18 protein-coding genes are annotated in these 22,982 nt (G+C 64.2%); 17 read left to right on the forward strand and 1 reads right to left on the reverse strand.

Going from position 1 to position 22,982, the window contains the following annotated elements:
* Nucleotides 1-6: 6 nt before the first annotated feature.
* The 13 genes from U1738_RS05430 to U1738_RS05490 all read left to right on the forward strand — a co-directional run bounded on the left by U1738_RS05430 (nt 7) and on the right by U1738_RS05490 (nt 13,782).
* A complete protein-coding gene (locus tag U1738_RS05430) occupies nt 7-972 on the forward strand; it encodes an alpha/beta hydrolase (RefSeq protein WP_332787988.1) in 966 nt (321 codons plus the stop codon).
* 47 nt (nt 973-1,019) lie between these two features.
* The gene (locus U1738_RS05435) at nt 1,020-1,679 is read left to right on the forward strand and encodes a TetR/AcrR family transcriptional regulator (protein WP_332787989.1); all 660 of its coding nucleotides are present in this window, start codon (nt 1,020-1,022) and stop codon (nt 1,677-1,679) included.
* Between the two features lie 12 nt (nt 1,680-1,691).
* On the forward strand, nt 1,692-2,918 hold the full coding sequence (locus U1738_RS05440; RefSeq protein ID WP_332787990.1) for a glycoside hydrolase family 1 protein: 1,227 nt from the start codon (nt 1,692-1,694) through the stop codon (nt 2,916-2,918).
* Nucleotides 2,918-4,138: a serine hydrolase domain-containing protein gene (locus U1738_RS05445; RefSeq protein WP_332787991.1), complete on the forward strand. Its 1,221-nt coding sequence runs from the start codon at nt 2,918-2,920 to the stop codon at nt 4,136-4,138. The genes U1738_RS05440 and U1738_RS05445 overlap by 1 nt, the downstream gene beginning before the upstream one ends.
* A 210-nt stretch (nt 4,139-4,348) precedes the next feature.
* The gene (leuC, locus tag U1738_RS05450; RefSeq protein WP_332787992.1) at nt 4,349-5,731 is read left to right on the forward strand and encodes a 3-isopropylmalate dehydratase large subunit; all 1,383 of its coding nucleotides are present in this window, start codon (nt 4,349-4,351) and stop codon (nt 5,729-5,731) included.
* Nucleotides 5,731-6,339, forward strand: a complete 609-nt coding sequence (gene leuD / locus U1738_RS05455; protein WP_332787993.1) for a 3-isopropylmalate dehydratase small subunit — start codon at nt 5,731-5,733, stop codon at nt 6,337-6,339. The genes leuC and leuD overlap by 1 nt, the downstream gene beginning before the upstream one ends.
* Nucleotides 6,339-7,199 carry an isocitrate lyase/PEP mutase family protein gene (locus U1738_RS05460; protein WP_332787994.1) on the forward strand — a complete coding sequence of 287 codons (861 nt, stop codon included), beginning with the start codon at nt 6,339-6,341 and terminating at the stop codon, nt 7,197-7,199. The genes leuD and U1738_RS05460 overlap by 1 nt, the downstream gene beginning before the upstream one ends.
* Before the next feature lie 67 nt (nt 7,200-7,266).
* A complete protein-coding gene (locus U1738_RS05465; RefSeq protein ID WP_332787995.1) occupies nt 7,267-7,482 on the forward strand; it encodes a hypothetical protein in 216 nt (71 codons plus the stop codon).
* Nucleotides 7,475-8,272, forward strand: coding sequence for an HTD2 family dehydratase (locus U1738_RS05470; protein ID WP_332787996.1), 798 nt, complete (start codon nt 7,475-7,477; stop codon nt 8,270-8,272). Before U1738_RS05465 ends, U1738_RS05470 begins: the two co-directional genes overlap by 8 nt.
* Nucleotides 8,273-8,303: 31 nt before the next feature.
* Complete coding sequence (locus U1738_RS05475; protein WP_332787997.1) at nt 8,304-8,450, forward strand: hypothetical protein; 147 nt, start codon at nt 8,304-8,306, stop codon at nt 8,448-8,450.
* A 94-nt stretch (nt 8,451-8,544) separates the two neighbouring features.
* A complete protein-coding gene (locus U1738_RS05480; RefSeq protein WP_332787998.1) occupies nt 8,545-9,978 on the forward strand; it encodes an NAD-dependent succinate-semialdehyde dehydrogenase in 1,434 nt (477 codons plus the stop codon).
* Nucleotides 9,979-10,111: 133 nt separating this feature from the next.
* Nucleotides 10,112-12,445: a TonB-dependent receptor gene (locus U1738_RS05485; protein ID WP_332787999.1), complete on the forward strand. Its 2,334-nt coding sequence runs from the start codon at nt 10,112-10,114 to the stop codon at nt 12,443-12,445.
* Nucleotides 12,446-12,447: 2 nt separating this feature from the next.
* On the forward strand, nt 12,448-13,782 hold the full coding sequence (locus tag U1738_RS05490) for an alkaline phosphatase family protein (protein WP_332788000.1): 1,335 nt from the start codon (nt 12,448-12,450) through the stop codon (nt 13,780-13,782).
* 597 nt (nt 13,783-14,379) lie between these two features.
* On the opposite strand, the gene U1738_RS05495 is transcribed toward U1738_RS05490, so the two are convergent.
* A complete protein-coding gene (locus U1738_RS05495; protein WP_332788001.1) occupies nt 14,380-16,836 on the reverse strand; it encodes a DUF3772 domain-containing protein in 2,457 nt (818 codons plus the stop codon).
* Nucleotides 16,837-17,107: 271 nt separating this feature from the next.
* Between U1738_RS05495 and U1738_RS05500 the strand changes: the two genes are divergently transcribed.
* From U1738_RS05500 to fdhF, 4 genes are all read left to right on the forward strand, one after another.
* Nucleotides 17,108-17,995, forward strand: coding sequence for a LysR family transcriptional regulator (locus U1738_RS05500; protein WP_332788002.1), 888 nt, complete (start codon nt 17,108-17,110; stop codon nt 17,993-17,995).
* Nucleotides 17,996-18,064: 69 nt separating this feature from the next.
* The gene (locus U1738_RS05505) at nt 18,065-18,574 is read left to right on the forward strand and encodes an NAD(P)H-dependent oxidoreductase subunit E (RefSeq protein ID WP_332788003.1); all 510 of its coding nucleotides are present in this window, start codon (nt 18,065-18,067) and stop codon (nt 18,572-18,574) included.
* Nucleotides 18,571-20,124 (forward strand): NADH-ubiquinone oxidoreductase-F iron-sulfur binding region domain-containing protein, encoded by a 1,554-nt coding sequence (locus U1738_RS05510; protein WP_332788004.1) that lies wholly within the window; start codon nt 18,571-18,573, stop codon nt 20,122-20,124. The genes U1738_RS05505 and U1738_RS05510 overlap by 4 nt, the downstream gene beginning before the upstream one ends.
* Before the next feature lie 5 nt (nt 20,125-20,129).
* The gene (gene fdhF / locus U1738_RS05515) at nt 20,130-22,976 is read left to right on the forward strand and encodes a formate dehydrogenase subunit alpha (RefSeq protein WP_332788005.1); all 2,847 of its coding nucleotides are present in this window, start codon (nt 20,130-20,132) and stop codon (nt 22,974-22,976) included.
* The last annotated feature ends 6 nt before the right edge of the window (nt 22,977-22,982 follow it).

The raw sequence follows: 22,982 nt of genomic DNA on the forward strand, positions 1-22,982 counted from the left end.
AAAATCATGAACCCGCTCGCGATCAACTGCCCCATCGCCGCCTCGGTCTCCCCCGCCGCCCGGATCAAGCTGGAAGGCATCCGCGCCTTTCTGGCGAACATCCCCCCGCCGCCCGTGCCGGAGACGGTGGAGGATTTCGACGCGGCGGCGGCGCGGGCGGAGGTATTTTCCGAACAGCTCGGCAAGGCGGCGATCGATGCGCTCGGCATCGTCGCGACGGAGCGTTTGCTGGGCGGCGTAGCGACGCTCGACATCGTGCCGAAGGATCACACCGATGACGGCAGCATCCTCGTCTACGTCCATGGCGGCGGGTTCGTCACCGGATCGGCGCGCGCCAACCTGCTGAGCGGGGCGCTCGCCGCCGCGACCAGCGGACGGCGCGTCGTTTCCATCGATTACACGCTCGCCCCGCGCGGCACGTGGGACGTGATCCTCGATCAGGTCGTCGCCGTCTGGGCCGCTTTGCTCGCTGAAGGCGCGGATGCGTCGAAGATGGGCTTGTTCGGTGATTCGGCGGGCGGCTGCATCGTCGCGGCCACCGCACTGCTGCTGCGCGATCGGGGGATCGCCGCGCCGGCCGGGATCGTCATGCTGTCGCCCGTCACCGATCTCTCCGGGGAGGGCGACACGACCGTCACGTTGGCACCGGTCGATTATCTCGACTCCACCGTCCGCCTGCTCGCGCGCAACGCCTATGCGCCGAATGCCGATCTGACCAATCCGCTCGTCTCGCCCGTCTTCGGCGATTTCGCCAAAGGCTATCCGCCGGTGCTGATCCAGGTCGGCACGCGCGAGATGCTGCTGAGCGATAGCGTGCGCCTGCACCGCGCCTTGCGTGCGGCCGGGCAAACTTCGCGGCTCGAAGTGTATGAAGGCATGCCGCATGTCTTCCAGTCGCTGCTCGCCGATGCCCCCGAGGGCCGCGAGGCGTGGGCGGAAATGGCCGCGTTCTGGACGGACCATCTGACATGACCGCAGGAATGCTGGTGCCGCAGCCGCACCGGGCTAGGATAGCGGGCATGACCAGTCCCGCACCCCGCCCGCCCCGCCGCCCACAGGCCGAACGCAGCGCCGATACGCGCGCCAAGCTGATCGAGGCGGCGATCGTCTGCCTCCACCGCACCGGCTACAGTACGACCACGGTTTCGACCGTGGCGACCGAGGCCGGCGTCAGCCGAGGCGCGATGACGCACCAGTTCCCGGCCAAGACCGATCTGATGATCGCCGTGGTCGAACATGTGTTCGAACAGGATTCGACCTTCTACGCACACACGATCGAGGTGATGGATCCGGCCGCATTCCTGATCGGCCTGCCCGAGATGATGTGGGGCGTGATCAGTCGCCCGGCGGGTATCGCGGTGATCGAGATCATGCTCGCCTCCCGCTCCGATCCCGGCCTCGCCGAACGGTTGCGCGAACTGCAGAGCGCGATCGACGTGCGCGCGCACAAATGGAGTGGCGAACGGATCCGCGCCGCGGGTATCACACCGCATCCGGACGGCGCGGCGATCCACGAACTGTACGTCGCCGCCGTGCGCGGTCTCGCGATCGAGGCGACGTTCATGAACAATAGCGACGGCGTGCACCGCGCGCTGCGCGTCCTCTCCGAGATGATGCAGCGCTTCTACCCCGAACTGATCAATCCGCCCGCCAATCCCGATTCCAAAACCAAGACCTGACTGGAGAATCCCGTGCCCGTTTCCGTACCTGAAGGTTTCCTGTGGGGCACCGCGATCTCCGCGCATCAGAGCGAAGGCAACAACCTCAATTCCGACGCGTGGCTGTGCGAGACGGTGACGCCTTCCCTCTATGCCGAACCGTCGGGCGATGCCTGCGACAGCTACAACCGGTACGAGGAAGATATCGCGATCGCCGCGGATCTGGGCTTCAACTGCCACCGCATCGGCATCGAATGGGCGCGGATCGAGCCGGAGGAAGGCGTTTTTTCGACCGCCGAACTGGATCATTACCGCCGCGTGTTGGAGGCGTGCCACAAGCGCGGGCTGAAGCCGATGGTGACGTACAACCACTTCACCGTGCCGCGCTGGTTCGCGGCGCGCGGCGGGTTCGAGGTGGCGGACGGTGCAGACCTGTTCGCGCGCTTCGCCGAGCAGTCGACCGCGCGCCTGGGGGACCTGATCTCCTATGCGTCGACCTTCAACGAGGCGAATATCCAGCGCCTCGTCGGCCTGCTCCGCCGTAGTGGCCCGCAGGTCGGTGTGGCGATCGACGCGATGCTGGCGGCGTGCGCCAAGGCGAGCGGATCGGAGCGCTTTTCCTCGCTGCTGTTCGCGCCGGTCGAGACAAGCGAACCGGTGATGCTGGATGCGCATGCAAAGGCGATGGCGGCGATGAAGGCCGGGCCGGGCGACTTCCCGGTCGGCCTGACATTGACGATGCAGGATGTGCAGGGCGTCGGCGACGGCCATCAGGCCGAGGCGTTGATCGAGATGCTGTACGGCCCCTGGATCGAGGCGGCGCGGCAGGCCGATTTCATCGGCGTACAGACCTATTCCCGCGTGCTGGTCGGCCCCGAAGGCCGCCTGCCCCCGCCCGACGGCGCGGAGATGACCGGGGCGCATTACGAATTCTATCCGCAGGCGCTGGGCGGCACCATCCGCTTCGCGCACGAACGGATCGGGCGGCCGATCTACGTTACCGAAAACGGCCTGTGCACCGACGACGACACGCGCCGCATCGCCTATCTCGACGCGGCGCTGGGCGAGGTGCGCAAATGCCTGGATGACGGGATCGACGTGCATTCGTACATCTGCTGGTCGCTGCTCGACAATTTCGAATGGACGCGCGGATATGGCGAACGCTTCGGGCTGGTGCATGTCGATTACGAGACGTTCGCGCGCACGCCGAAGCCGAGCGCCTATCATCTGGGCGCTATCGCCAGATCGGGGATGATCTGATGCGGCGTGCAGCAGCAGAGGATGTGGGCCTGTCCAGCGCCGGGCTCGATGCGGTCGAGGCCGCGGTGCAGGCGCAGATCGATGCCGGGATGGTCGCCGGCGCGGTGACGCTGACCGCGCGTCATGGCGGCATCGCACGCCTCTCGACGATGGGGCTGAAGGATATCGCGAGCGCCGAGCCGATGGCGGAGGATACGATCTTCCGCATCTTCTCGATGACCAAGCCGATCACCGGCACGGCGATGATGATCCTGCACGATGCGGGGCTGTGGCATCCCGACGATCCGATCGCGAAACATCTGCCCGAACTGGCCGAAATGCAGGTGCTCGCGGGCGAGGACGAGGCGGGCCAGCCGATCCTCGTCGCGCCGGAGCGCGCGCCGACCATGGCCGATCTGATGACGCATCGGGCGGGCTTCGCTTACGGCATCAATATCGGCGAACCCAGCGACCGGGTGGAGGCGATGTATCGCGCGGCGGGTGTGCAGCAATCGGACGATCTGAACGACATGGTCGTTCGGCTGGCGACGCTTCCCCTCGCCTATCAGCCCGGCACGCGCTGGCGCTACAGCCTGGCGATGGACGTGCAGGGCGCGATCGTCGAGCGGCTGAGCGGGCAGACCCTGCCGGATTTCATGCGCACCCGGATCTTCGAACCGCTGGGCATGATCGACACCGCCTTCTTCATCGCGCCGGCCAAGAAGCATCGGCTGGCAACGTTGTATTTCAAGGCGCCGGACGCAGCGTTGATGCCGCTTGCCGTCAATCCGATGCGCCCCGATCCCGAAGCCGAACCGAGATTCGCGATGGGCGGCGGCGGCCTGTTCTCGACCGCGCCGGATTACGCCCGCTACGCACAGATGCTGCTGAACGGCGGCGAGCTGGACGGCCGACGCATCGTCAGTGCGGACGGCGTGCGCGAGCAGATGACCAACCGCCTGCCCGACGACCTGCTCGAAACGCGCTTCGTCGCCGGGCACCAGAAGTTCCGCCCCGGTTTCGGCTACGGGTATAACGGCGTGGTCTTCACGGATCCCGAACTGGCCGGCGTGCCCGTCGGCAAGGGCACCTATCACTGGGACGGAGCGGCCGGCACGTGGTTCTGGGTCGATCCAGAGAACGACCTGCTGTTCGTCGGCATGATCCAGTTGCTGTCCTACACCGCCCCGCCGCTCCAGGCGACGACCCAGACGTTGATGGCCGACGCGATTACGGACTGAGTCCGCGACTGTGGCGATCGCGACCCGGTCGATCTTTTCGTAGCGCAGCGTGGCGAAGGTCATGCAAATCTCCTGAATGTCGCCACGCTAACCGCCGCACCGCACGAAGGGAGCACGATGTGCGCACGCGCCCGCATGCCGGGTGCCCGCATGGCGGGTAACCCCATGCCGATGGTTGCGGCAGAAGTGGCGCGGTGTGATGGACCTGCGATGCCCACGCTCTACGAAAAGCTCTGGTCGGCGCATGTCGTCGCCTCCGAACCCGGCGGCATCGACCTGCTCTATATCGACCGGATGCTGCTGCACGAGGTGAGCAGCCCGCAGGCGTTTGCCGGGCTGCGCGAGGCGGGCCGGATGCCGCGCCGCACCGCGCCGTTCCTCGCGGTGGCCGATCACGCCGTGCCGACGCGGAATCGCGGCGCGCCGATCGCCGACCAACAGGCCCGCGCGCAGGTTTCCCTGCTCGAGGCGAACTGTGCGGCGGCGGGGATCGACTATCTGCCGTTGACCGATGCGCGTCAGGGCATCGTGCATGTCATCGGGCCGGAACAGGGCTTCACGCTGCCCGGCACGACTTTGGTGTGCGGCGACAGCCATACCGCCACGCACGGCGCGTTCGGCGCGCTTGCTTTCGGCATCGGCAGCAGCGAGGCGGAATGCGTGCTGGCGACGCAGACGCTACGCCAGAAGAAGGCGCGAACGATGCGCGTGATGATCGACGGGCGATTGGGCCACGGGGTGTCGGCGAAGGATCTCGCGCTCGCGCTGATTGGGCGGATCGGTGCTGCAGGGGCGATGGGGCACGTGATCGAATATACCGGATCGACCGTTGCCGCGCTGTCGATGGAGGCGCGGATGACCCTGTGCAACATGAGCATCGAGGCGGGATCGCGCACCGGCCTGATCGCGCCGGACGAGACGACGTTCGCATGGCTGGAAGGGCGCCCGCGCGCACCGCACGGCGCGGATTGGGCGCGGGCGCTGAGCTATTGGCGCACCTTGCCCAGCGATGCCGACGCCGTGTTCGATGCCGAGGTTACGATCGACGCTGCGAAGGTCGCGCCGCAGGTCAGTTGGGGCACCAGCCCGGATCAGGTGATCGCGATCGACGGTGCGGTACCGGCGGGGGCCGACGCCAAGGCGCTAGCTTATATGGGGCTGGAGCGCGGCCAGCGGATCGCCGGTCTGGCGATCGACCATGTCTTCGTCGGATCGTGTACAAACGGCCGGATCGAGGATCTTCGCGCCGCCGCCGGCGTGATCGCGGGACGTCGTGTCGCGGACGGGGTGCGGGCGATGATCGTGCCGGGGTCGGGGCTGGTGAAGCGTCAGGCCGAGGCGGAGGGGCTGCGCGAGACGTTCGAGGCCGCCGGGTTCGAATGGCGCGACCCGGGCTGTTCGTTGTGCGTCGCGATGAACGACGATCGACTGCAACCGGGCGAACGCTGCGCCTCCACCTCCAACCGCAATTTCGAGGGGCGGCAGGGCGTCGGCGCGCGCACCCATTTGATGAGCCCGGCGATGGCGGCGGCGGCGGCGGTGACCGGGTGCATCACCGACGTGAGAACGCTGACGGTAGAGGGGGGCCGCTGATGCGCCCCTTCACCAGCCTCACCGCGCACGCCGCGCCGTTCGCCGAAGACAATGTCGATACCGATATCATCGTGCCGGCGCGCTTCCTGCTGATCACCGAGAAGAAGGGTCTGGGGCGTTTCGCCTTCTATGAGCGTCGCCACGACGCCGAGGGGCGGGACAAGCCCGATTTCTTCCTCAACCAGCCTTGCTATGCCGGTGCCGAAATTCTCATCGCCGGGGCCAATTTCGGTTGCGGATCGAGCCGCGAACATGCGCCCTGGGCGCTGGCCGATCTCGGCTTCCGGGCGATCATCGCGCCCAGCTTCGGGGAGATCTTCGCCAGCAATTGCATCAAGAACGGCATGCTGCCGGTGGTCGTCGCCGATGTTGCGCCGCTGATTACCGATGCCGAGGCGGGGCGCGCCATCACCGTCGATCTCGTCGCGCGGGCCGTGGTGCGTGGCGACGGCACCGTCATTCCCTTCTCGATCGGCGAGGGCGCGCGGGAGGCGTTGCTCAACGGCTGGGACGATGTCGAGACGATCCTCGGCCGGCACGGCGGCGACATCACGACTTTCGAAACCCGCCAGCGCGCCGACCAGCCCTGGCTCTGGAGCAACGGATAATGGCTACCCCTCTTTTGCGCGATCGGCTCGCAGCCGGACAGTTCATCACCGCGCCGGGCGTGCAGGACATGATCGCCGCGGTGGTGGCGGGCAAGGTCGGTTTCGACGTGCTGTACGGCAGCGGGTATTGGCTTACGGCGTCCGCATATGGCCTGCCCGATGCGGGGATCGCGACCTACACGCAGATGCTCGACCGGATGGCGACATTGGTCCGGACCACCGACGCGGCGGTGATCGCGGATGCCGATACCGGTTATGGCGGACTGCTCAACGTGCATCACACCGTGCGCGGCTATGAGGAGGCGGGGATCGCCGCGATCCAGCTTGAGGATCAGGAATTTCCCAAGAAATGCGGCCATACGCCGTTCAAGCGGCTGATTTCCGAAGCGGATATGGTCGAGAAGATCCGCGTCGCGGTGGATGCGCGGCGCGATCCCGATTTCCTGATCATCGCCCGCACCGATGCCAGGGCGAGCGAGGGGCTGGACGGCGCGATCGCCCGGGCAAGGGCATATGGCGAGGCGGGGGCGGACGTGCTGTTCGTTGAAGCGCTTGAGAGCGAGGACGAGATGCGCCGGGCGTGCGACGTGCTCGATCGGCCGATGATGGCCAATATGTCGAACGGCGGGCTGACGCCGATGCGCACGGCGTCCGAACTTGCCGATATCGGCTTCGCGCTGGCGATCTTCCCGGCGTTGACCAGCCTGATCGCGGCGGCGGCGATGGAACAAGCTTTAAAGCGGCTGAAGGCGGACGGTGAAGGACATCCCGCAGAGATGCCGATCTTCGACTTCAAGGAATTCTGCGGCCTGATCGGGTTTCAGGACGTGTGGGATTTCGAGAAGAAATGGGCGCGGTGACGCTTTAGATCGGCGCGGTCACCGGATCATAGCCTTGGATCGACGTATCTGCCGCCGGGGATGCGGCATGCGACCGGATCCCCGCCCGACGCTGATGCTCTACGGCTTCGCGGCGGGGATGCAGAATTACATGCAGGGCGGATCGGGCCGGGCGGATTTCTTCGAACGGCTGACGACGCACGACAAGGCTCTGGTCATCGTGCCCGAGGGCGGCGATTACGGCAATCTGCAGAATGCGAGGGTACGTATGTGGAAGACGATCGCGGATTTCCTTGATGGCTGAGCCCTTCGCGGCCTGGATCGGCCGATCGATCGAGATGGTCGATACCGTCACCACCGCGCCGCTCGGCCGGCTGGCGGCGACGCTGGATCACGATGCCGCGCATTGGCCGGCGGGCGTGCTGCCGCCGCTCGGCCATTGGTTGTTCCATCTGCCCGATGCGCCACAGTCCATCCTCGGTGCGGACGGGCATCCTACCAGGGACGAGGGCGGGTTCCTGCCGCCGATCCCGCATCCGCGTCGCATGTGGGCTGGCGGGCGGCTGGAGTTTCTCGCCCCCGTCGCGATCGGTGCGACGCTGAGCAAGCGGACGACGATCACGGCCATTGCCGACAAGGGCAGCATGACGTTCGTGACGTTGCTGCACGAGATCGCCGCCGACGGCATAATCGCGGTGCGGGAGGAGCAGGACCTCGTCTATCTGCCGATCACTGCGCCGTCCGCGCCGAAGCCGGTCGACTGCCCCGCGCCCGACAGCGTGCGCGAGATGCGGGCCGACGAGGCGTTGCTGTTCCGCTTCTCCGCGCTGACCTTCAACGCGCATCGCATCCATTACGACCTGCCCTATGCGCAGGGCGTCGAACTGTATCCGGCCTTGGTTGTCCACGGGCCGTTGCAGGCGATGCTGCTGATCGATCACGCGCTACGGGACGGCGTGACGCCCACGCGGTTCGAGTTTCGCGGGCGCTCGCCGCTATATGCGGGGCGCGGCTTCAGGATCGCGCGGGCGGGTGAGGCCTTGTGGGTGCGCGACGATCAGGGGAACGTGACCATGACCGCGACCGTCGCGTGATCCGGCGGCGACCGAAGCCCTGCGCGCCTAGATGCGTACCACGCGCGGCGATGCGATTCCGCTGTTCAACTACGGCCCCGGTATCGAGCAACTGCGCGCCAAAGCGCTTGCCGAAACCGGATTCGAGCCGCCCAAGCCCTCCGTCCGCCAGCCGGCCTACGCCATTGCCGCCGAATGATCGGCTGAAGGGCGGATTGCGGCGGATCAGCGGGGTTGCGCCGCCTTTGCCGTTGCGGCAACGCCCATCCGGCTGACCAATAAGGATTGTGGCAATGACGGCATATGACGCGAAGCTCGGCCTTTATATCGACGGCGCGTGGCTGACCGGCGGGGGCCGCGATACGCAGGATGTGCGCAATCCGGCGACCGGCGCGGTGCAGGCGGCGTTGCCGCTGGCGGCTGCCGCCGATCTCGATCTGGCGCTGGAAGCGGCGCAGCGTGGCTTCCTGTTGTGGCGCGCGACCGCGCCCGAAGCGCGCGCGGCGATCCTGACCAAGACGGCGGCACTGATCCGCGAGCGTGCCGATCACCTCGCCCGCATCGCGACGCTGGAGCAGGGCAAGATCCAGGCCGAGGCCAAGGGCGAGGCGCTGTTCGCGGCGGCGTTGCTCGATTTCCATGCCGGCGAGGCGGTGCGCATCTATGGCCGCGTGCTGCCGCGCGCGCCGGGCAGCCGCAGTCTGGTGCTGCAACAGCCGGTCGGCCCGGTCGCGGCGTTCTGCGCGTGGAACTTCCCGATCATGAACGTCGTGCGCAAGATCGCGCCGGCGCTGGCGGCGGGCTGCTCGATCATCATCAAGCCGAGCGAGGAGACGTCCGGCTCGGCGGTCGAGGTGATGCGCTGCTTCCAGGATGCCGGGCTGCCGGGCGAAGTGGCGCAGTGCGTGTTCGGCGTGCCGGACATGGTGTCGCGCCAGTTGCTCGCCTCGCCGATCACCCGCAAGCTGAGCTTCACCGGATCGGTGCCGGTCGGCAAGCATCTGATGAAGCTTGCCGCGGATACGATGATGAAGACGACGATGGAATTGGGCGGGCACGGCCCGGTGCTGGTGTTCGACGATTGCGATCTGGACAAGACGATCGACCTGCTCGTCGCCCACAAGTTCCGCAATGCCGGACAGGTGTGTGTCGCGCCGACGCGTTTCCACGTGCAGGAGGGGATCTACGATCGCTTCGCCGCCGGGTTCGCCGAACGCACCCGCGCGCTGAAGGTCGGCGACGGCATGGCGGCGGACAGCCAGATGGGGCCGATGGCCAATCCGCGCCGCCCCGAAGCGATCGGTGCCTTTGTCGAGGATGCGCAGGCCAAGGGCGCGAGCGTGCTGGCCGGAGGCGACGCCGGAGCGGGCAGCGGCTTCTTCTTCAACCCCACGGTGCTGGCCGACGTGTCGCTGGATGCGCGGGCGATGAACGAGGAGCCGTTTGGCCCGATCGCGCTGCTGCGCCCGTTCGCCACGGTGGATGATGCGATCGAACAGGCCAACCGGCTGCCGTTCGGGCTGGCCGCCTATTGCTTCACCGAGAATGGCCGGCGGCAGAATCTGCTGGGCGATGCGATCGAGGCCGGGATGGTCGGGATCAATTCCGTGAAGCTGAGCGCGCCCGACAGTCCGTTCGGCGGGATCAAGGATAGCGGCCACGGTTCGGAAGACGGGCCGGAAGGTGTGGCGGCACATCTAATCACCAAGACCGTCCATATGGTGTGATCGGCGGGACATAGTGGCGGTGCGGCCATCAAAAGCATCTGTCACGGGTTCGTAACGGCCGGGTCACAAGGTCGTAACCGCCCTCGGCCACGGGGGGTTTTCCGAAAGAGAAAACCAAAGGGCCCGACCGACCATGATCGCCAAGTTTCTGATGCTCGCAGGCGTAGCGCCCGCGGCGCTTTTCGCACAGGCCGCACAGGCGCAGGACGCAGCCGCACCGGTCGCCGTTGCTGTTGCCCCGCAGGAAGACGGGGGCACGAGCGACGAGATCGTGGTGCTCGGCTTCGGGCAGAGCCGCCAGGTGCAGACCGTCAGTGCGATCGACATGGAGCGGCTGACCCCGGGCACCTCGCCGTTGAAGGCAATCGCCAAGCTGCCCGGCGTCAATTTCCAGTCGGCAGACGCGTTCGGTGCGTATGAATGGTCGACGCGGATCAGCTTGCGTGGCTTCAACCAGAACCAGTTGGGCTTCACGCTGGACGGCGTGCCGCTGGGCGACATGAGCTATGGCAACGTCAACGGCCTGCATATCAGCCGTGCCGTCATCTCCGAGAATCTCGCCTCGACCACCGTCGCGCAGGGCGCGGGCGCGATCGGCACCGCCTCCACCAGCAATCTCGGCGGCACGCTCCAGTTCGTCAGCCGCAAGCCTTCGGATACGCTGGATGTGGTCGGCTCGGGTACATATGGCAGCGACCAGACTTATCGTGGCTTCGTCCGCCTCGATACCGGCGATCTTGGCGACGGGCTCAAGGGATATATCAGCTACGGCTTCCTCCAGACCGACAAGTGGAAGGGCTATGGCAACCAGCGCCAGCATCAGGCGAACGCCAAGATCGTGAAAGAGATCAACGGGCTGGGCAGCATCACCGCCTTCCTGAACTTTTCCGACCGGCGCGAGACCGATTATCAGGATCTCAGCTACGACATCATCCGCCGTCGCGGGCTGAACAACGACAATATCGGCGACAATTACGCGCTCGCGCTGCAGATCGCGAAGGTCTACGCCAATCAGAACGCCGCGACCGTCGCGACCCGGCCATATCCGACCGCGGGCGTGGTCTTTCCGGCCGGCATCGGCACGGTCGACGACGTCTATTTCGACGCGGGCGGCCTGCGCCGCGACTGGCTGGGCGGCGTCACCTTCGACGCGACGCTGACGCCCGAACTCTCGGTCACCTCAACCAGCTATTACCACAAGAACAAGGGACAGGGATCGTGGATCACGCCCTATGTCGGCACCCCGGCGGGCGCGCCAGACGGTAATGGCGGGACGATCACGACCGCATCGCCGCTGTCGTTCCGCACCACCGAATACGGGATCGACCGTGCCGGCAATCTCACCAAGCTGGCATACGAGGCCGGTGCCAATCGCATCGAACTCGGCGGTTGGGTCGAGAGCAACAGCTTCGATCAGGCGCGCCGCTTCTACGGCATGGCCGATGCGGCAGCGCCGAACCGCGATACCCTGGCCTATCAGAAGGACCCGTTCTTCACCCAATGGGCCGGCAAATACGACACGTTCACGCTGCAATATTACGTCGCCGACACGCTGACGCTGGGCGATCTGACGATCAACGGCGGATGGAAGGGCATGCGCGTTCAGAACAGTGCGAACCTGACGACCGGAACGCTCGTCGCGGGCAAGATCGAGGCGAAGGACTGGTTCCTCCCGCAAATCGGCGCAGTGTACCGCTTGGGCGGCGGCGCGGAGGTGTTCGCCAGCTATACCGAGAACATGCGCGCCTTCGTTTCATCGGCGACCACCGGCCCATTCGCGACCACGCAGGTCGGCTTCAACGCGATCCGCTCGACGCTGAAGCCCGAAACGTCGAAGACTGCCGAGGGCGGTGTGCGCCTGCGCAGCGGTGGCCTGCAACTGTCGGCGGTCGGCTATTATGTCGACTTCTCCAACCGTTTGCTGACCTTCGCCAACGGTGCCGGGATCATCGGCAATCCGCCCACGTTGAACAATGCGGGTAGCGTCCGCAGCTATGGCGCGGAACTGTCGGCCTATTACCGGATCGCCGGCGCCTTCTCCGCCTTCGCCAGCTATTCCTACAACAAGGCGACCTATCGCGACGACGTGCGCAATGCTGCAGGCTTGGTGCTGACCGCCACGAAGGGCAAGACCGTCGTCGATACGCCGGAGAACATGGCGAAGGCCGAACTGGTCTATGACGACAAACGCTTCTTCGCCCGCGCCGGTGCGGACTATATGTCGAAACGCTACTTCACCTACCTCAACGACCAGTCGGTCAATGCACGCGTGCTGGTCGATGCCAGCATCGGCTATCGCTTCCCCACGCTCGGCGGGCTGGCGATCGAAGGCAGCGTGACCAACCTGACCGACAAGAAGTACATTTCGACGATCGGCTCGAACGGCTATGGTGCGAGCGGCGACAACCAGACCCTGCTGGCGGGTGCGCCGCGGCAGTTCTTCGTGTCGCTACGCAAGGGGTTCTGACGATGCTGCGCGCCATCACCGTTGCAATAGCAGGGGCGGTGGCGGGCTTGCTGGCCATCGGCGAGGCATCCGCCTCGCCGGTGCTGCTGATCTCGCTCGACGGGCTGCGACCCGACGACGTGCGCGAAGCAAAAACGCGCGGACTGAAACTGCCGACGCTGTCCGCGCTGGCCGAACAGGGGGCGTCGGCACAAGGCGTGATCGGCGTGCTGCCGACGCTGACCTATCCCAGCCACACCACGCTGATCACCGGAGTCTCACCGGCAAAGCACGGCATATCGAACAATCTGACCTTCGATCCCGACGGAAAGAACCAGACCGGCTGGTATTGGTACGCCAGCGATATGCGCGTGCCGACGTTGTGGGCGGCGGCGCATACCCAAGGGCTGACGACCGCTAACGTCCATTGGCCGGTGTCCGTCGGCACACCCGATATCGATGTGAACCTGCCCCAGATCTGGCGGACGGGCACCGCCGACGACATCAAGCTGCTTGCCGCGCTCACCACGCCAGGTGTGCTGGCGGACCTCAAGCGGCGGGTCGGCGAGCCATACGCCCAGGGCATCGACGAAAGCGTCGAGGGCGACGCCAACCGCGTCCGTTTCGCAGCCGCGATCCTGGCAACGCGCAAGCCCGCCTTCATGACGGTCTACCTCGCCGGGATCGATCATGAGGAACATCGCAGCGGTCCGGGATCGGCCGCCGCCAACGCGACGATCGAGCAGACCGATGCGCTGGTCGGGCAACTCGTCGTCGCCGCCCGCGCGGCGATGCCGGACGTGACGATCGTGCTGGTCTCCGATCACGGCTTCCAGTCGGTCGCGACCGACATCAACCTGTTCAAACCTTTTATCGATGCCGGTCTCATCACGCTCGGGCCGGACGGCAAGCCGACCGCCTGGCAGGCGATGCCGTGGCTGGCCGGCGGCACCGCCGCGATCCGGCTGGCACGTCCGGACGATGCTGCGCTGACGGAGAAGGTGCGCCGCCTGCTGGCGACGATGGCGGCCGACCCGGCCTATCACATCACCGCGATCCTGGACCGCAGCGCAATCGCCAAGGCCGGCGGCGCGAGCGAGGCGAGCTTCTTCGTCGCATTGCAGGCCGGCTTCGAAACCGGGCGCGATCCGGCCGCCCCCATCGCCAAACCATCGACGTACAAGGGCATGCACGGTTACCTGCCGAGCGATCCAGCGATGCGATCGACCCTGATCGTCACGGGCCCCGGTATTGCGCACCGCGATCTCGGCATTGTCGACATGCGCGCCGTTGCACCTTCGATCGCGCGTCTGCTCGGCGTGAAGTTGCCTGATGCTGAGGTCAAGCCGGCGTTCTAGGGCCGGTTGGCAATAATCGTCTTGGTGGGCTTATCATGAATTCCCCGTCACCCCGGACTAGGTCGGAAGTTATGCCGATCGGACACGTCCACGCATGTTCTCCTGCGAAAGCGGGAGCCCAAGGTAACAGAAGATGGCGCTTTTGGCCCTGGACCCCCGCGTGCGCGGGGGAACAGTAAAGTAACATGCGTCAAGGGATGAGCGCCGAACAGGCTCGGTGGGTAGACCGCCCTCAACCGTCAAAAAATTGAACGTCGATCCTCGCGCAGATCCGGAGCGAGTTTATGCCTGACCAAGGCACAAAAAAGCCCGCCATCTCACCTGAAATAACGGGCTTTTAATGGTGGGCGTGGCAAGGATTGAACTTGCGACCCCTGCGATGTCAACACAGGGCCTAAATATCAAACCAGCAGAAAACCGCAATTTTGCCGCACTCCTATTGGGGAACAAAACAGGAATAAACGCCGAATATCATCATATTTCACCGGAGCAACACCGGAGCAGCGGTGTGCGAAATAAGTCGACCCCTGCCTTTTCACGGCGGCGCAAGCGCGACCACGATCCCGCTGAATTGAGCGCGCGCAGGTACTTCCGATGTCAAGAAGTGCTGCGAACGCCCTCCGGCCCCGATGAGACCAATTCAAGGCGCTGTGGAGAACTGCCTATCTCGATGCCGTCCTTATGTAACTGATCGAGCAACTCGAGAAGAACCGCACTACGCGTCGGATACACCGCCCGCGCATTTTCCACGTGCGCGTGGCAGTTGAATGCCACCCGACCGTCGGCGATGTTGTCCACAAAAACAGCTGCTACCGGCTTGTCGAGGATAGCCGACTGCGCTGCGAATAGATCGAGAACGATATCGCGGATCCGTTTCACATCCACTTCTATAGGCACTGAGAACTGGATCTGGATCCGGCCCATGGCGTTCATGGACGTCTTGTTGAGGACGCTCTTGGTGATCAGCTCTGAGTTCGGGACGATCAGGGTCGAGTGGTCCGCCATTTCGATCTCGGTCGACCGCACGTTTATCCGCTTCACGTCGCCCTCGTCGTTGCCGATGCGGACGAGGTCACCGATCTTTATTGGGCGCTCGGCAAGCAGGATGAGACCAGACACGAAGTTCTGCGTGATCGCCTGCAAGCCAAAGCCGATCCCGACCGACAGGGCGGAAAGCAGCAATGCGATCCGTTCAACGCCGATGCCGAGCGACGCCAATCCCCATAATATCGCAAGGAGCACGCCGATATAACGCGAGATGAGGGCGATCGAATTTCTCGCACCGGCATCCAGCTCTGTAGCCGGCAGATAGCGATCAATCAGCCAGCGCTGGAAGGTTTTTGCAGCCATCAGCGCGACCGCAAGAACGGTGATCGCGCGCACGATCGCCATCGGTGCGATAGTCACCTGACCGACCGTCAAACCCTGAGCGAGTATTCCAAGTCGGTCGAACACGGCAGAGGTGCCCGCGCCAAATGGGGCCAGCAGCAGACTGATCGCGAACAGTGCAACGACTAAACGCAAGAGGCCCGATAGGAGTACACCGGTCTGGTCGATCGTGCTCCTGCGAAGACCCGTGGCAGCCAAAACCATCCGGCCAAGTCGGCTCCTGCTCGACAGGAATCCTGTAGCGACATCGTCAATTACGACAACCAGTAGGTAAAGGGTGCCTGCAACGATCACAAACCAGGTGACGAAGCGCGATACGAATAGCGAAAAACCGACATAGCCGATTAGGGCCCCGAGCACTGACGCCACGGTTGCGCACCAGAGCGCCAAGATGGAAGCGACGGTCCCGACATGAGTACCACCTGATCGACCGTCAGCCACTCCGTTATCGGCTCGACGCGCGCGCAGCCGAGCGACCGATACCAGCACCCCGGCGATCAACGCCGCATTCAAACCGGCCTCGATCATCTCGGCAGCACTCAACACCGCCGGGCTCGCACGTGCGAGCGTGTTGAACCTGTCAAGAATTGGCACCGCAAAAGCGATAGCTGCCAATACCCAAGTCCAGAACCGAAGGTTGGTAGCGACATCGTCGGCGATCGGAAGAAGCCGCCAACCTGGTTGCCCACGCAACAGGATTGTACCGCCAAGCGATGCGATGAACGCACTGATTCCGGCAGCCCAGATCAGAGTATCCAGCATAGCGTCCCAGCGAGGCTCGACGAATCCAGCCCATCGCATGCCCGTCACGAAAACAAGCGCGGCTAGCGATGGAACAGCGGTGCCGACCGCTACTCGCCACCAGGCATAGACCGAGCGACGCAGGCGATGACCTGACAGCTCGTCTCGAAGAAACCTTAGTCCGGTCCGGCGCAGCGCGAACCGGATTGGAAAGAGAAATACCACGGCCAGCAGAGCGCCTGACAACGCCATCAAGGGGTTACCCAACACGACGATGCGCTCGCAGGCGGCGACACCGGCGGAGATGAAAACGGCGACACGCCTCATGTCGGTCGGCCATTCGTTCGCGAGACCAGCCCAGAAACTTGGCGAAAGCGGCGATGCCGTGCGTTTCGATAATGTCTCGGTGATTTTCTCGGTCTGACTTGCGTCAAGCTCCTCGATCAACTGCTGGCTCTCGAGCCGCAGAAGGCGGCCACGCTTTAACGCTGAATCGGTAATGCCACGCTGCGAGGTGAGCTGACGCCGCTGCAATCGGATATCGTCTAGTTCAGGTGCATTGGCGGGCGCCGGTCCAAGCTCCGCGACACGCGCATCGATTCGGTCAAGTTGATCCTGCAGCGTCGCCACCGCTGTTCCGGTAGCCGTTCGCACAACTGCCAGCTTGGCTCGGATAAGACGTCGAGCCGTCGTGTCCGTAAGGCGATCAAGCTGGCTGTCTGAAGTCTTGATTTCCAGTTCGGCTTGATCAAGCGCGGAATTAGCCGTCAGGAGCGGGTCGGAAGGTTGCGCGGACGCCACCTGTATGGCCGACCATGCAGATAAAACGCAGACGACAATTCGTAGTTGCCGCTTAAACGATAGCATATCACGCCTTGTGATTGATGAAGCGGTGACGGTTTCGGAGAGCTTTTGACGAGACAACCGACGGATCGTCTGAGCTGACACGACGGAGGTAAACCGTACCTTCGCTAGCATAACTACGACTTTAAGTCGTCCTCGGTTTGGCGAACATGTCCGGGACCGAGATAAGCGCGAAGGGTTCGGTTGTCCACGGTTGACCGCTATGAAGCGATTGGCGTGGCACGAAGCAATGCGTTTCAGTCGATGAAATCTGGTTTTTACTAGACCGCGCACGGCAAACGACAGACCAAGCGGTTTGTCGGCCTCCGGCTTCCATGGTAGGCGGATCGGTGTGTTACTGCGCACCCTGGAATATTTCGTCGCCCTGGCGCGGGAACAGCATTTTGCACGTGCCGCAGAAGCGTGTCACGTCTCCCAGCCGACGCTGTCCGCAGGGATCGCATCTCTCGAGGAACAACTCGGCAAGCGCCTCATCGAGCGTGACCGACGCTACATAGGTCTCACCAATGAGGGCCGTGCCGCCCTCCCCTGGGCCCAGCAGGCGATCGCAATGATCGAAGGACTTGAACAGGCAAGCGCGGCAGTACGCGGTCCTTTGCGAGGCGCATTGCGACTTGGAGCTATACCGGCCTCGATGCCGGTAGTCGGATCTTTCGCCCGGGTCCTGAAGAGAGCGCAACCGGAAGTTACGCTCGCGGTACGTTCGCTTACATCCCGCGAGATAGAACGAGGGCTCTCGTCGTTCGAACTCGATGCCGGAATCACCTATCTCGACCACGAGCCGCCGTCGCAGATCCTTGCGGCGCCGCTTTATAACGAGAAGGCTATTTTCGTAGGACACGTCAGATCCATTGGCGAGATCGACGCGATCGGCTGGGACGAAGCGCTGTCGCAGCCGCTATGCCTGCTCCACGAGGGTATGCAGAACAGGCGCATACTCGATGCGAACCTGGCCGAACGAAAACTCTCCGTGAGCCCATGCGCAACCGCGGACTCGTATGTGGCTCTCCTAGCGATGGTCGAGGCAGGTGGTGTCGCGACGATAGTCCCAGACGGCTATGCCAACCTTATCCCTTCCGGAAGTTGGGCTCGGGTCGTCCCCTTCTCGGACCCTCTGCCAAGCAGCAGGGTGGGCCTGACCGTCTCGAACCGACCTCCTCTCGGCACCATGGCGCAGGCGGCGTTGGCAGCGGCGCGGCTGTTGGGTGCTTCGATGTGATAGGCTTGCCCTATGGACGATAACTAATCCCGATTTGACGGTCGGCACCGCTTAACGTCAGCATTATTCATGGAAACGACCACTTTACGGTCCCCGGCCGCCGCGGGAACGGTCGGCAGGGGCGACTATGCAGAGGCGGTGGCGCGCCTGACACCGTCCGCTGGCAATCAACGCGGTGCCTTGCTTCCGCTGTTGCATGCGCTGCAGGAGGAGTTTGGATTCATTGATGATGCGCTTGTGCCTCTCGTCGCGAATGCTCTCAACCTAAGCCGTGCCGACGTGCACGGCGTCATAACATTCTATCACGACTTTAGGCGCGAGCCTGCAGGGCGACACGTCATAAAACTCTGTCGCGCCGAAAGCTGCCAATCGCGCGGAGGCGTGGCCGTCGAGCGCGCAGCCGAGGAGGTTTTCGGGATCGCCATGGGAAAGACGAGTGGGGACGGACGCGTCACGATCGAGGCGGTATACTGCCTGGGTCTGTGCGCAACCGGCCCGAACGCACTGTTCGATGGTGTTCCGGTATCACGGGTCGACAGGGCGCGGCTGGAAACCATGCTCCTGCAGGTGATGCCGTGACACGCGTGTTCGTCAGTGGCGACATGGCATCCGTTGCCCTTGGCGCCGACGGCATTGCAGCAGAACTGGTCCGCTCAGGCATCGAGGTTGTCCGAACAGGCAGTCGGGGCCTGTTCCGGCTGGAACCGCTCGTCGAGGTTGAAACTCCAGAAGGTCGGATCGGCTATGGTCCCGTCGCAGTTGACGACGTTGCGGCGATCCTGGACGGTACCCACGCTAACAGGCTTGGCAACGTCGCGTCCCTGCCATTCTTCGCTGGCCAGCAGCGCTTCACCTTCGCCCGGTGTGGCGTCATCGATCCGCTCAGCCTAGAGGATTATGCGGCGCACGGCGGCTGGATCGGTTTGGACAATGCTCGTGCGATGTCGCCGGCCGCTGTCGTGATGACGGTCAAAAACAGCGGCCTGCGGGGCCGTGGCGGTGCAGGCTTCCCAACCGGGATCAAGTGGCAGACGGTTCTGGACGCCCCGGGCAACGAGAAATTCATCGTCTGCAACGCCGACGAAGGCGATAGCGGCACGTTCGCTGACCGGATGCTGATGGAGGGCGATCCCTTCTGCCTGATCGAGGGCATGGCGATCGCCGCCCACGCCGTCGGTGCAGGCAGGGGTTTCGTCTATATCCGTTCGGAATACCCTTTCGCGATCCGCACGGTGCGAACCGCGATCGCGAGGGCGGCACGGCGCATCGCGCCATTCGAGCTCGAGGTCCGTGTCGGCGCCGGAGCCTATGTGTGCGGAGAAGAGACGGCCCTACTCGATTCCATCGAGGGGAAGCGCGGTCAGGTTCGCGCGAAGCCTCCGCTCCCCGCCATTGCCGGACTGTTCGGCAAGCCGACCGTCATAAACAACGTGCTCAGCCTCGCCGCGGTACCCTTCATATTGAGCGAGGGAGCAGAAACCTACGCGGCCGTCGGCTTCGGACGGTCGCGTGGCACGATGCCGGTGCAGCTGGCGGGCAACGTCAAGAACGGCGGCCTTTACGAGGTAGGATTCGGCATCACGCTGGGCGCGCTGGTCGAGGAGATCGGTGGTGGCACGGAAAGCGGCCGCCCGGTTCGTGCCGTACAGGTTGGCGGACCGCTGGGTGCCTATTTTCCACCGTCATTGTTCCATCTGGCCTTCGATTACGAAACCTTCGCCACCGCAGGAGGCCTGATAGGGCATGCCGGCATCACCGTGTTCGACGACAGCGTCGACATGGCGCACATGGCGCGCTTCGCGATGGAGTTCTGCGCGCACGAGAGTTGCGGCAAATGCACCCCCTGCCGGATCGGCTCGACTCGCGGTGTCGAGACGATCGATCGGATCGTCGCGGGCGGACGCAAAGTCGGCGGCGTCCTCGAGACGCTGCCCCAGATGCGCAATGTTCGTGGTGGCCGGAGAAGCGTGGCGCAGGAAATGGATCTGCTCCGCGACCTTTGCGACACGATGAAATTCGGTTCCCTTTGTGCGCTGGGCGGGTTTACCCCCTATCCGGTGCTGAGCGCGATGGACTACTTTCCCGAGGATTTCGGCGGCTCTGCCCCCCTCCCGGATGCAGCGGAGTGATATAGATGGCGTGGCGCGGCGAACTCGACCTGGGCACCAAGCCCCTCCCCGCCATCGCCCAGACGATGGTTACGATCACGATCGACACGCAGGAAATCACCGTCCCGGAGGGAACGTCGATCATGCGCGCCGCAGCGCTCGCGGGGACCAATATCCCGAAGCTCTGCGCGACCGATACTCTCGAGTCCTTCGGATCATGCCGGCTGTGCCTGGTCGAGGTCGACGGCCGGAACGGATATCCCGCCTCCTGCACTACGCCCGTCACGCCAGGCATGAGGGTTCGCACACAGACCGATAAGCTCGGAAAGCTGCGGCGTGGCGTGATGGAGTTGTACATCTCCGACCACCCCCTCGATTGCCTGACCTGTTCCGCCAATGGCGATTGCGAGCTGCAGGACCAGGCGGGCGCGGTCGGTCTTCGCGACGTGCGCTACGGCTATGAGGGTGAGAACCATCTCGACGGATGCAAGGACGAGACGAATCCGTACTTCACGTTCGATCCGACCAAGTGCATCGTCTGCTCGCGGTGCGTGCGGGCCTGCGACGAGGTGCAGGGCACTTTCGCGCTCACGATCGAAGGCAGCGGCTTCGCCTCGAAAGTGTCCGCGAGCCAGGATGACGGGTTTCTGGAGTCAGAGTGCGTATCGTGCGGCGCGTGCGTTCAGGCGTGTCCGACCTCGGCCCTCATCGAGAAATCGGTTATCGAGATCGGTACGCCGGACCGCGCGGTCGTGACGACCTGCGCCTATTGCGGCGTGGGCTGCACCTTCCGCGCAGAGATGCGGGGGGAGCAGCTCGTGCGCATGGTGCCATGGAAGGAAGGCAAGGCCAATCATGGCCACAGCTGCGTCAAGGGTCGCTTCGCATGGGGATACGCCAATCATGCCGAGCGGGTGCTCAGTCCCATGATCAGGGAACGGGTGGATCAGCCATGGCGCGAGGTCACGTGGGACGCAGCGATCGCACACACTGCAGCGGAGTTCCGCCGGATACAGGAGACCTACGGTACCCGCAGCGTTGGTGGCATCACCTCTTCGCGCTGCACGAACGAGGAAACGTTCCTCGTCCAGAAACTCATCAGGCAGGGTTTCGGAAATAACAACGTCGATACCTGCGCGCGGGTGTGCCACTCCCCAACCGGCTACGGGTTGAAGACCACTTTCGGCACGTCCGCCGGTACGCAAGATTTCGACAGCGTCCAATTTGCGGACGTCATCATGATCATCGGCGCCAACCCGACGGACGGGCATCCCGTGTTCGGAAGCCGCATGAAGCAGAGGTTGAGACAGGGCGCGCGCCTGATCGTCATCGATCCCCGACGCACAGACATCGTTCGAACGCCTCACGTGGAGGCCGACTACCATCTGCCGCTCAAGCCGGGCACCAATGTGGCTGTGCTGACCGCTATGGCGCATGTCATCGTCACCGAGGGCCTGATGGACGAAGCCTACATCCGCGAACGCTGCGATTGGGCCGAATTTCAGGACTGGGCCGCGTTCGTGTCGCAGGCAGAGCGCTCGCCGGAGGCGACCGAGCCTCTAACAAAGGTGGCGGCGGACGACCTGCGCGCGGCTGCGCGCCTCTATGCGACCGGCGGTAACGGAGCGATCTACTACGGCCTCGGCGTCACCGAGCACAGTCAAGGATCGTCAACCGTCATGGCCATTGCCAACCTCGCCATGGCGACGGGCAATATCGGACGGGAAGGCGTCGGCGTGAATCCTCTGCGAGGCCAGAACAACGTTCAAGGCGCTTGTGACATGGGGAGCTTTCCGCACGAATTCTCGGGGTACCGTCACGTCTCCGATCCCGTAGCACGCGAATTGTTCGAGACCGCCTGGGGCGTCACGCTCGACGCCGAACCAGGCCTTCGAATTCCCAATATGCTGGACGCGGCCACCGATGGGGTCTTCAAGGCCCTTTTCATCCAAGGAGAGGACATCCTCCAGTCCGATCCGAACACCCAGCACGTTGCTGCCGGTCTCGCGGCAATGGAGTGTGTGGTGGTGCAGGATCTGTTCCTGAACGAGACCGCCAACTACGCGCATGTATTCCTGCCCGGTTCCACCTTTCTGGAGAAGGACGGTACTTTCACCAACGCAGAACGCCGGATCCAGCGGGTCCGCAAGGTGATGGAGCCGAAAAACGGCTACGCCGACTGGGAGATAGTCCGGCTAGTCGCCAACGCTCTGGGTCTGGGCTGGGACTACTTGCACCCGAGCGAGATTATGGACGAGATCGCTCGACTGACCCCTACCTTCGCCAAGGTGGACTACGCAGCACTGGATCGTCACGGCTCGCTGCAATGGCCCGCAACCGACGCAATGCCCGCCGGTACACCGACGATGCACATCGACGCTTTCGTTCGCGGCAAGGGCCACTTCGTCGTGACCGACTACGTACCAACGGACGAGAAGACGGGTCCGCGCTTCCCGCTACTGCTGACCACAGGCCGCATCCTCAGTCACTACAACGTCGGCGCGCAGACGAGACGCACCAAGAACGTCGCATGGCACCCCGAGGACCGACTTGAGATACACCCGCACGATGCCGAGAACAGGGGGCTGAAAGATGGCGACTGGGTCATGTTACGCAGCCGCGCCGGAGAAACCACGCTGAGGGCGCTCGTCACCGAGCGGGTCGCGCCGGGCGTGGTCTACACCACGTTCCATCACCCGGTGACGCAAGCTAACGTGATTACGACGGATTATTCGGATTGGGCAACCAACTGCCCCGAGTACAAGGTGACTGCGGTCCAGGTCTCGTCGTCCAACGGGCCGAGCGACTGGCAGGAGAGCTACAACCGGCAGGCTGAGCAATCACGTCGTGTCGATAGAATCTCGGTCGCCTGACATGGG

This window comes from Parasphingomonas caseinilytica, assembly GCF_036663755.1.
GTDB lineage: Bacteria > Pseudomonadota > Alphaproteobacteria > Sphingomonadales > Sphingomonadaceae > Sphingomonas.

Bases quoted from the DNA above. Each gene is read 5' to 3' on its own strand.
- fdhF (WP_332788005.1), top strand. From the start codon at position 20,130: ATGGCGTGGCGCGGCGAACTCGACCTGGGCACCAAGCCCCTCCCCGCC.
- U1738_RS05475 (WP_332787997.1), top strand. From the start codon at position 8,304: ATGCGTACCACGCGCGGCGATGCGATTCCGCTGTTCAACTACGGCCCC.
- leuC (WP_332787992.1), top strand. From the start codon at position 4,349: ATGCCCACGCTCTACGAAAAGCTCTGGTCGGCGCATGTCGTCGCCTCC.
- leuD (WP_332787993.1), top strand. From the start codon at position 5,731: ATGCGCCCCTTCACCAGCCTCACCGCGCACGCCGCGCCGTTCGCCGAA.
- U1738_RS05435 (WP_332787989.1), top strand. From the start codon at position 1,020: ATGACCAGTCCCGCACCCCGCCCGCCCCGCCGCCCACAGGCCGAACGC.
- U1738_RS05490 (WP_332788000.1), top strand. From the start codon at position 12,448: ATGCTGCGCGCCATCACCGTTGCAATAGCAGGGGCGGTGGCGGGCTTG.
- U1738_RS05460 (WP_332787994.1), top strand. From the start codon at position 6,339: ATGGCTACCCCTCTTTTGCGCGATCGGCTCGCAGCCGGACAGTTCATC.
- U1738_RS05480 (WP_332787998.1), top strand. From the start codon at position 8,545: ATGACGGCATATGACGCGAAGCTCGGCCTTTATATCGACGGCGCGTGG.
- U1738_RS05430 (WP_332787988.1), top strand. From the start codon at position 7: ATGAACCCGCTCGCGATCAACTGCCCCATCGCCGCCTCGGTCTCCCCC.
- U1738_RS05485 (WP_332787999.1), top strand. From the start codon at position 10,112: ATGATCGCCAAGTTTCTGATGCTCGCAGGCGTAGCGCCCGCGGCGCTT.
- U1738_RS05505 (WP_332788003.1), top strand. From the start codon at position 18,065: ATGGAAACGACCACTTTACGGTCCCCGGCCGCCGCGGGAACGGTCGGC.
- U1738_RS05470 (WP_332787996.1), top strand. From the start codon at position 7,475: ATGGCTGAGCCCTTCGCGGCCTGGATCGGCCGATCGATCGAGATGGTC.
- U1738_RS05465 (WP_332787995.1), top strand. From the start codon at position 7,267: ATGCGACCGGATCCCCGCCCGACGCTGATGCTCTACGGCTTCGCGGCG.
- U1738_RS05445 (WP_332787991.1), top strand. From the start codon at position 2,918: ATGCGGCGTGCAGCAGCAGAGGATGTGGGCCTGTCCAGCGCCGGGCTC.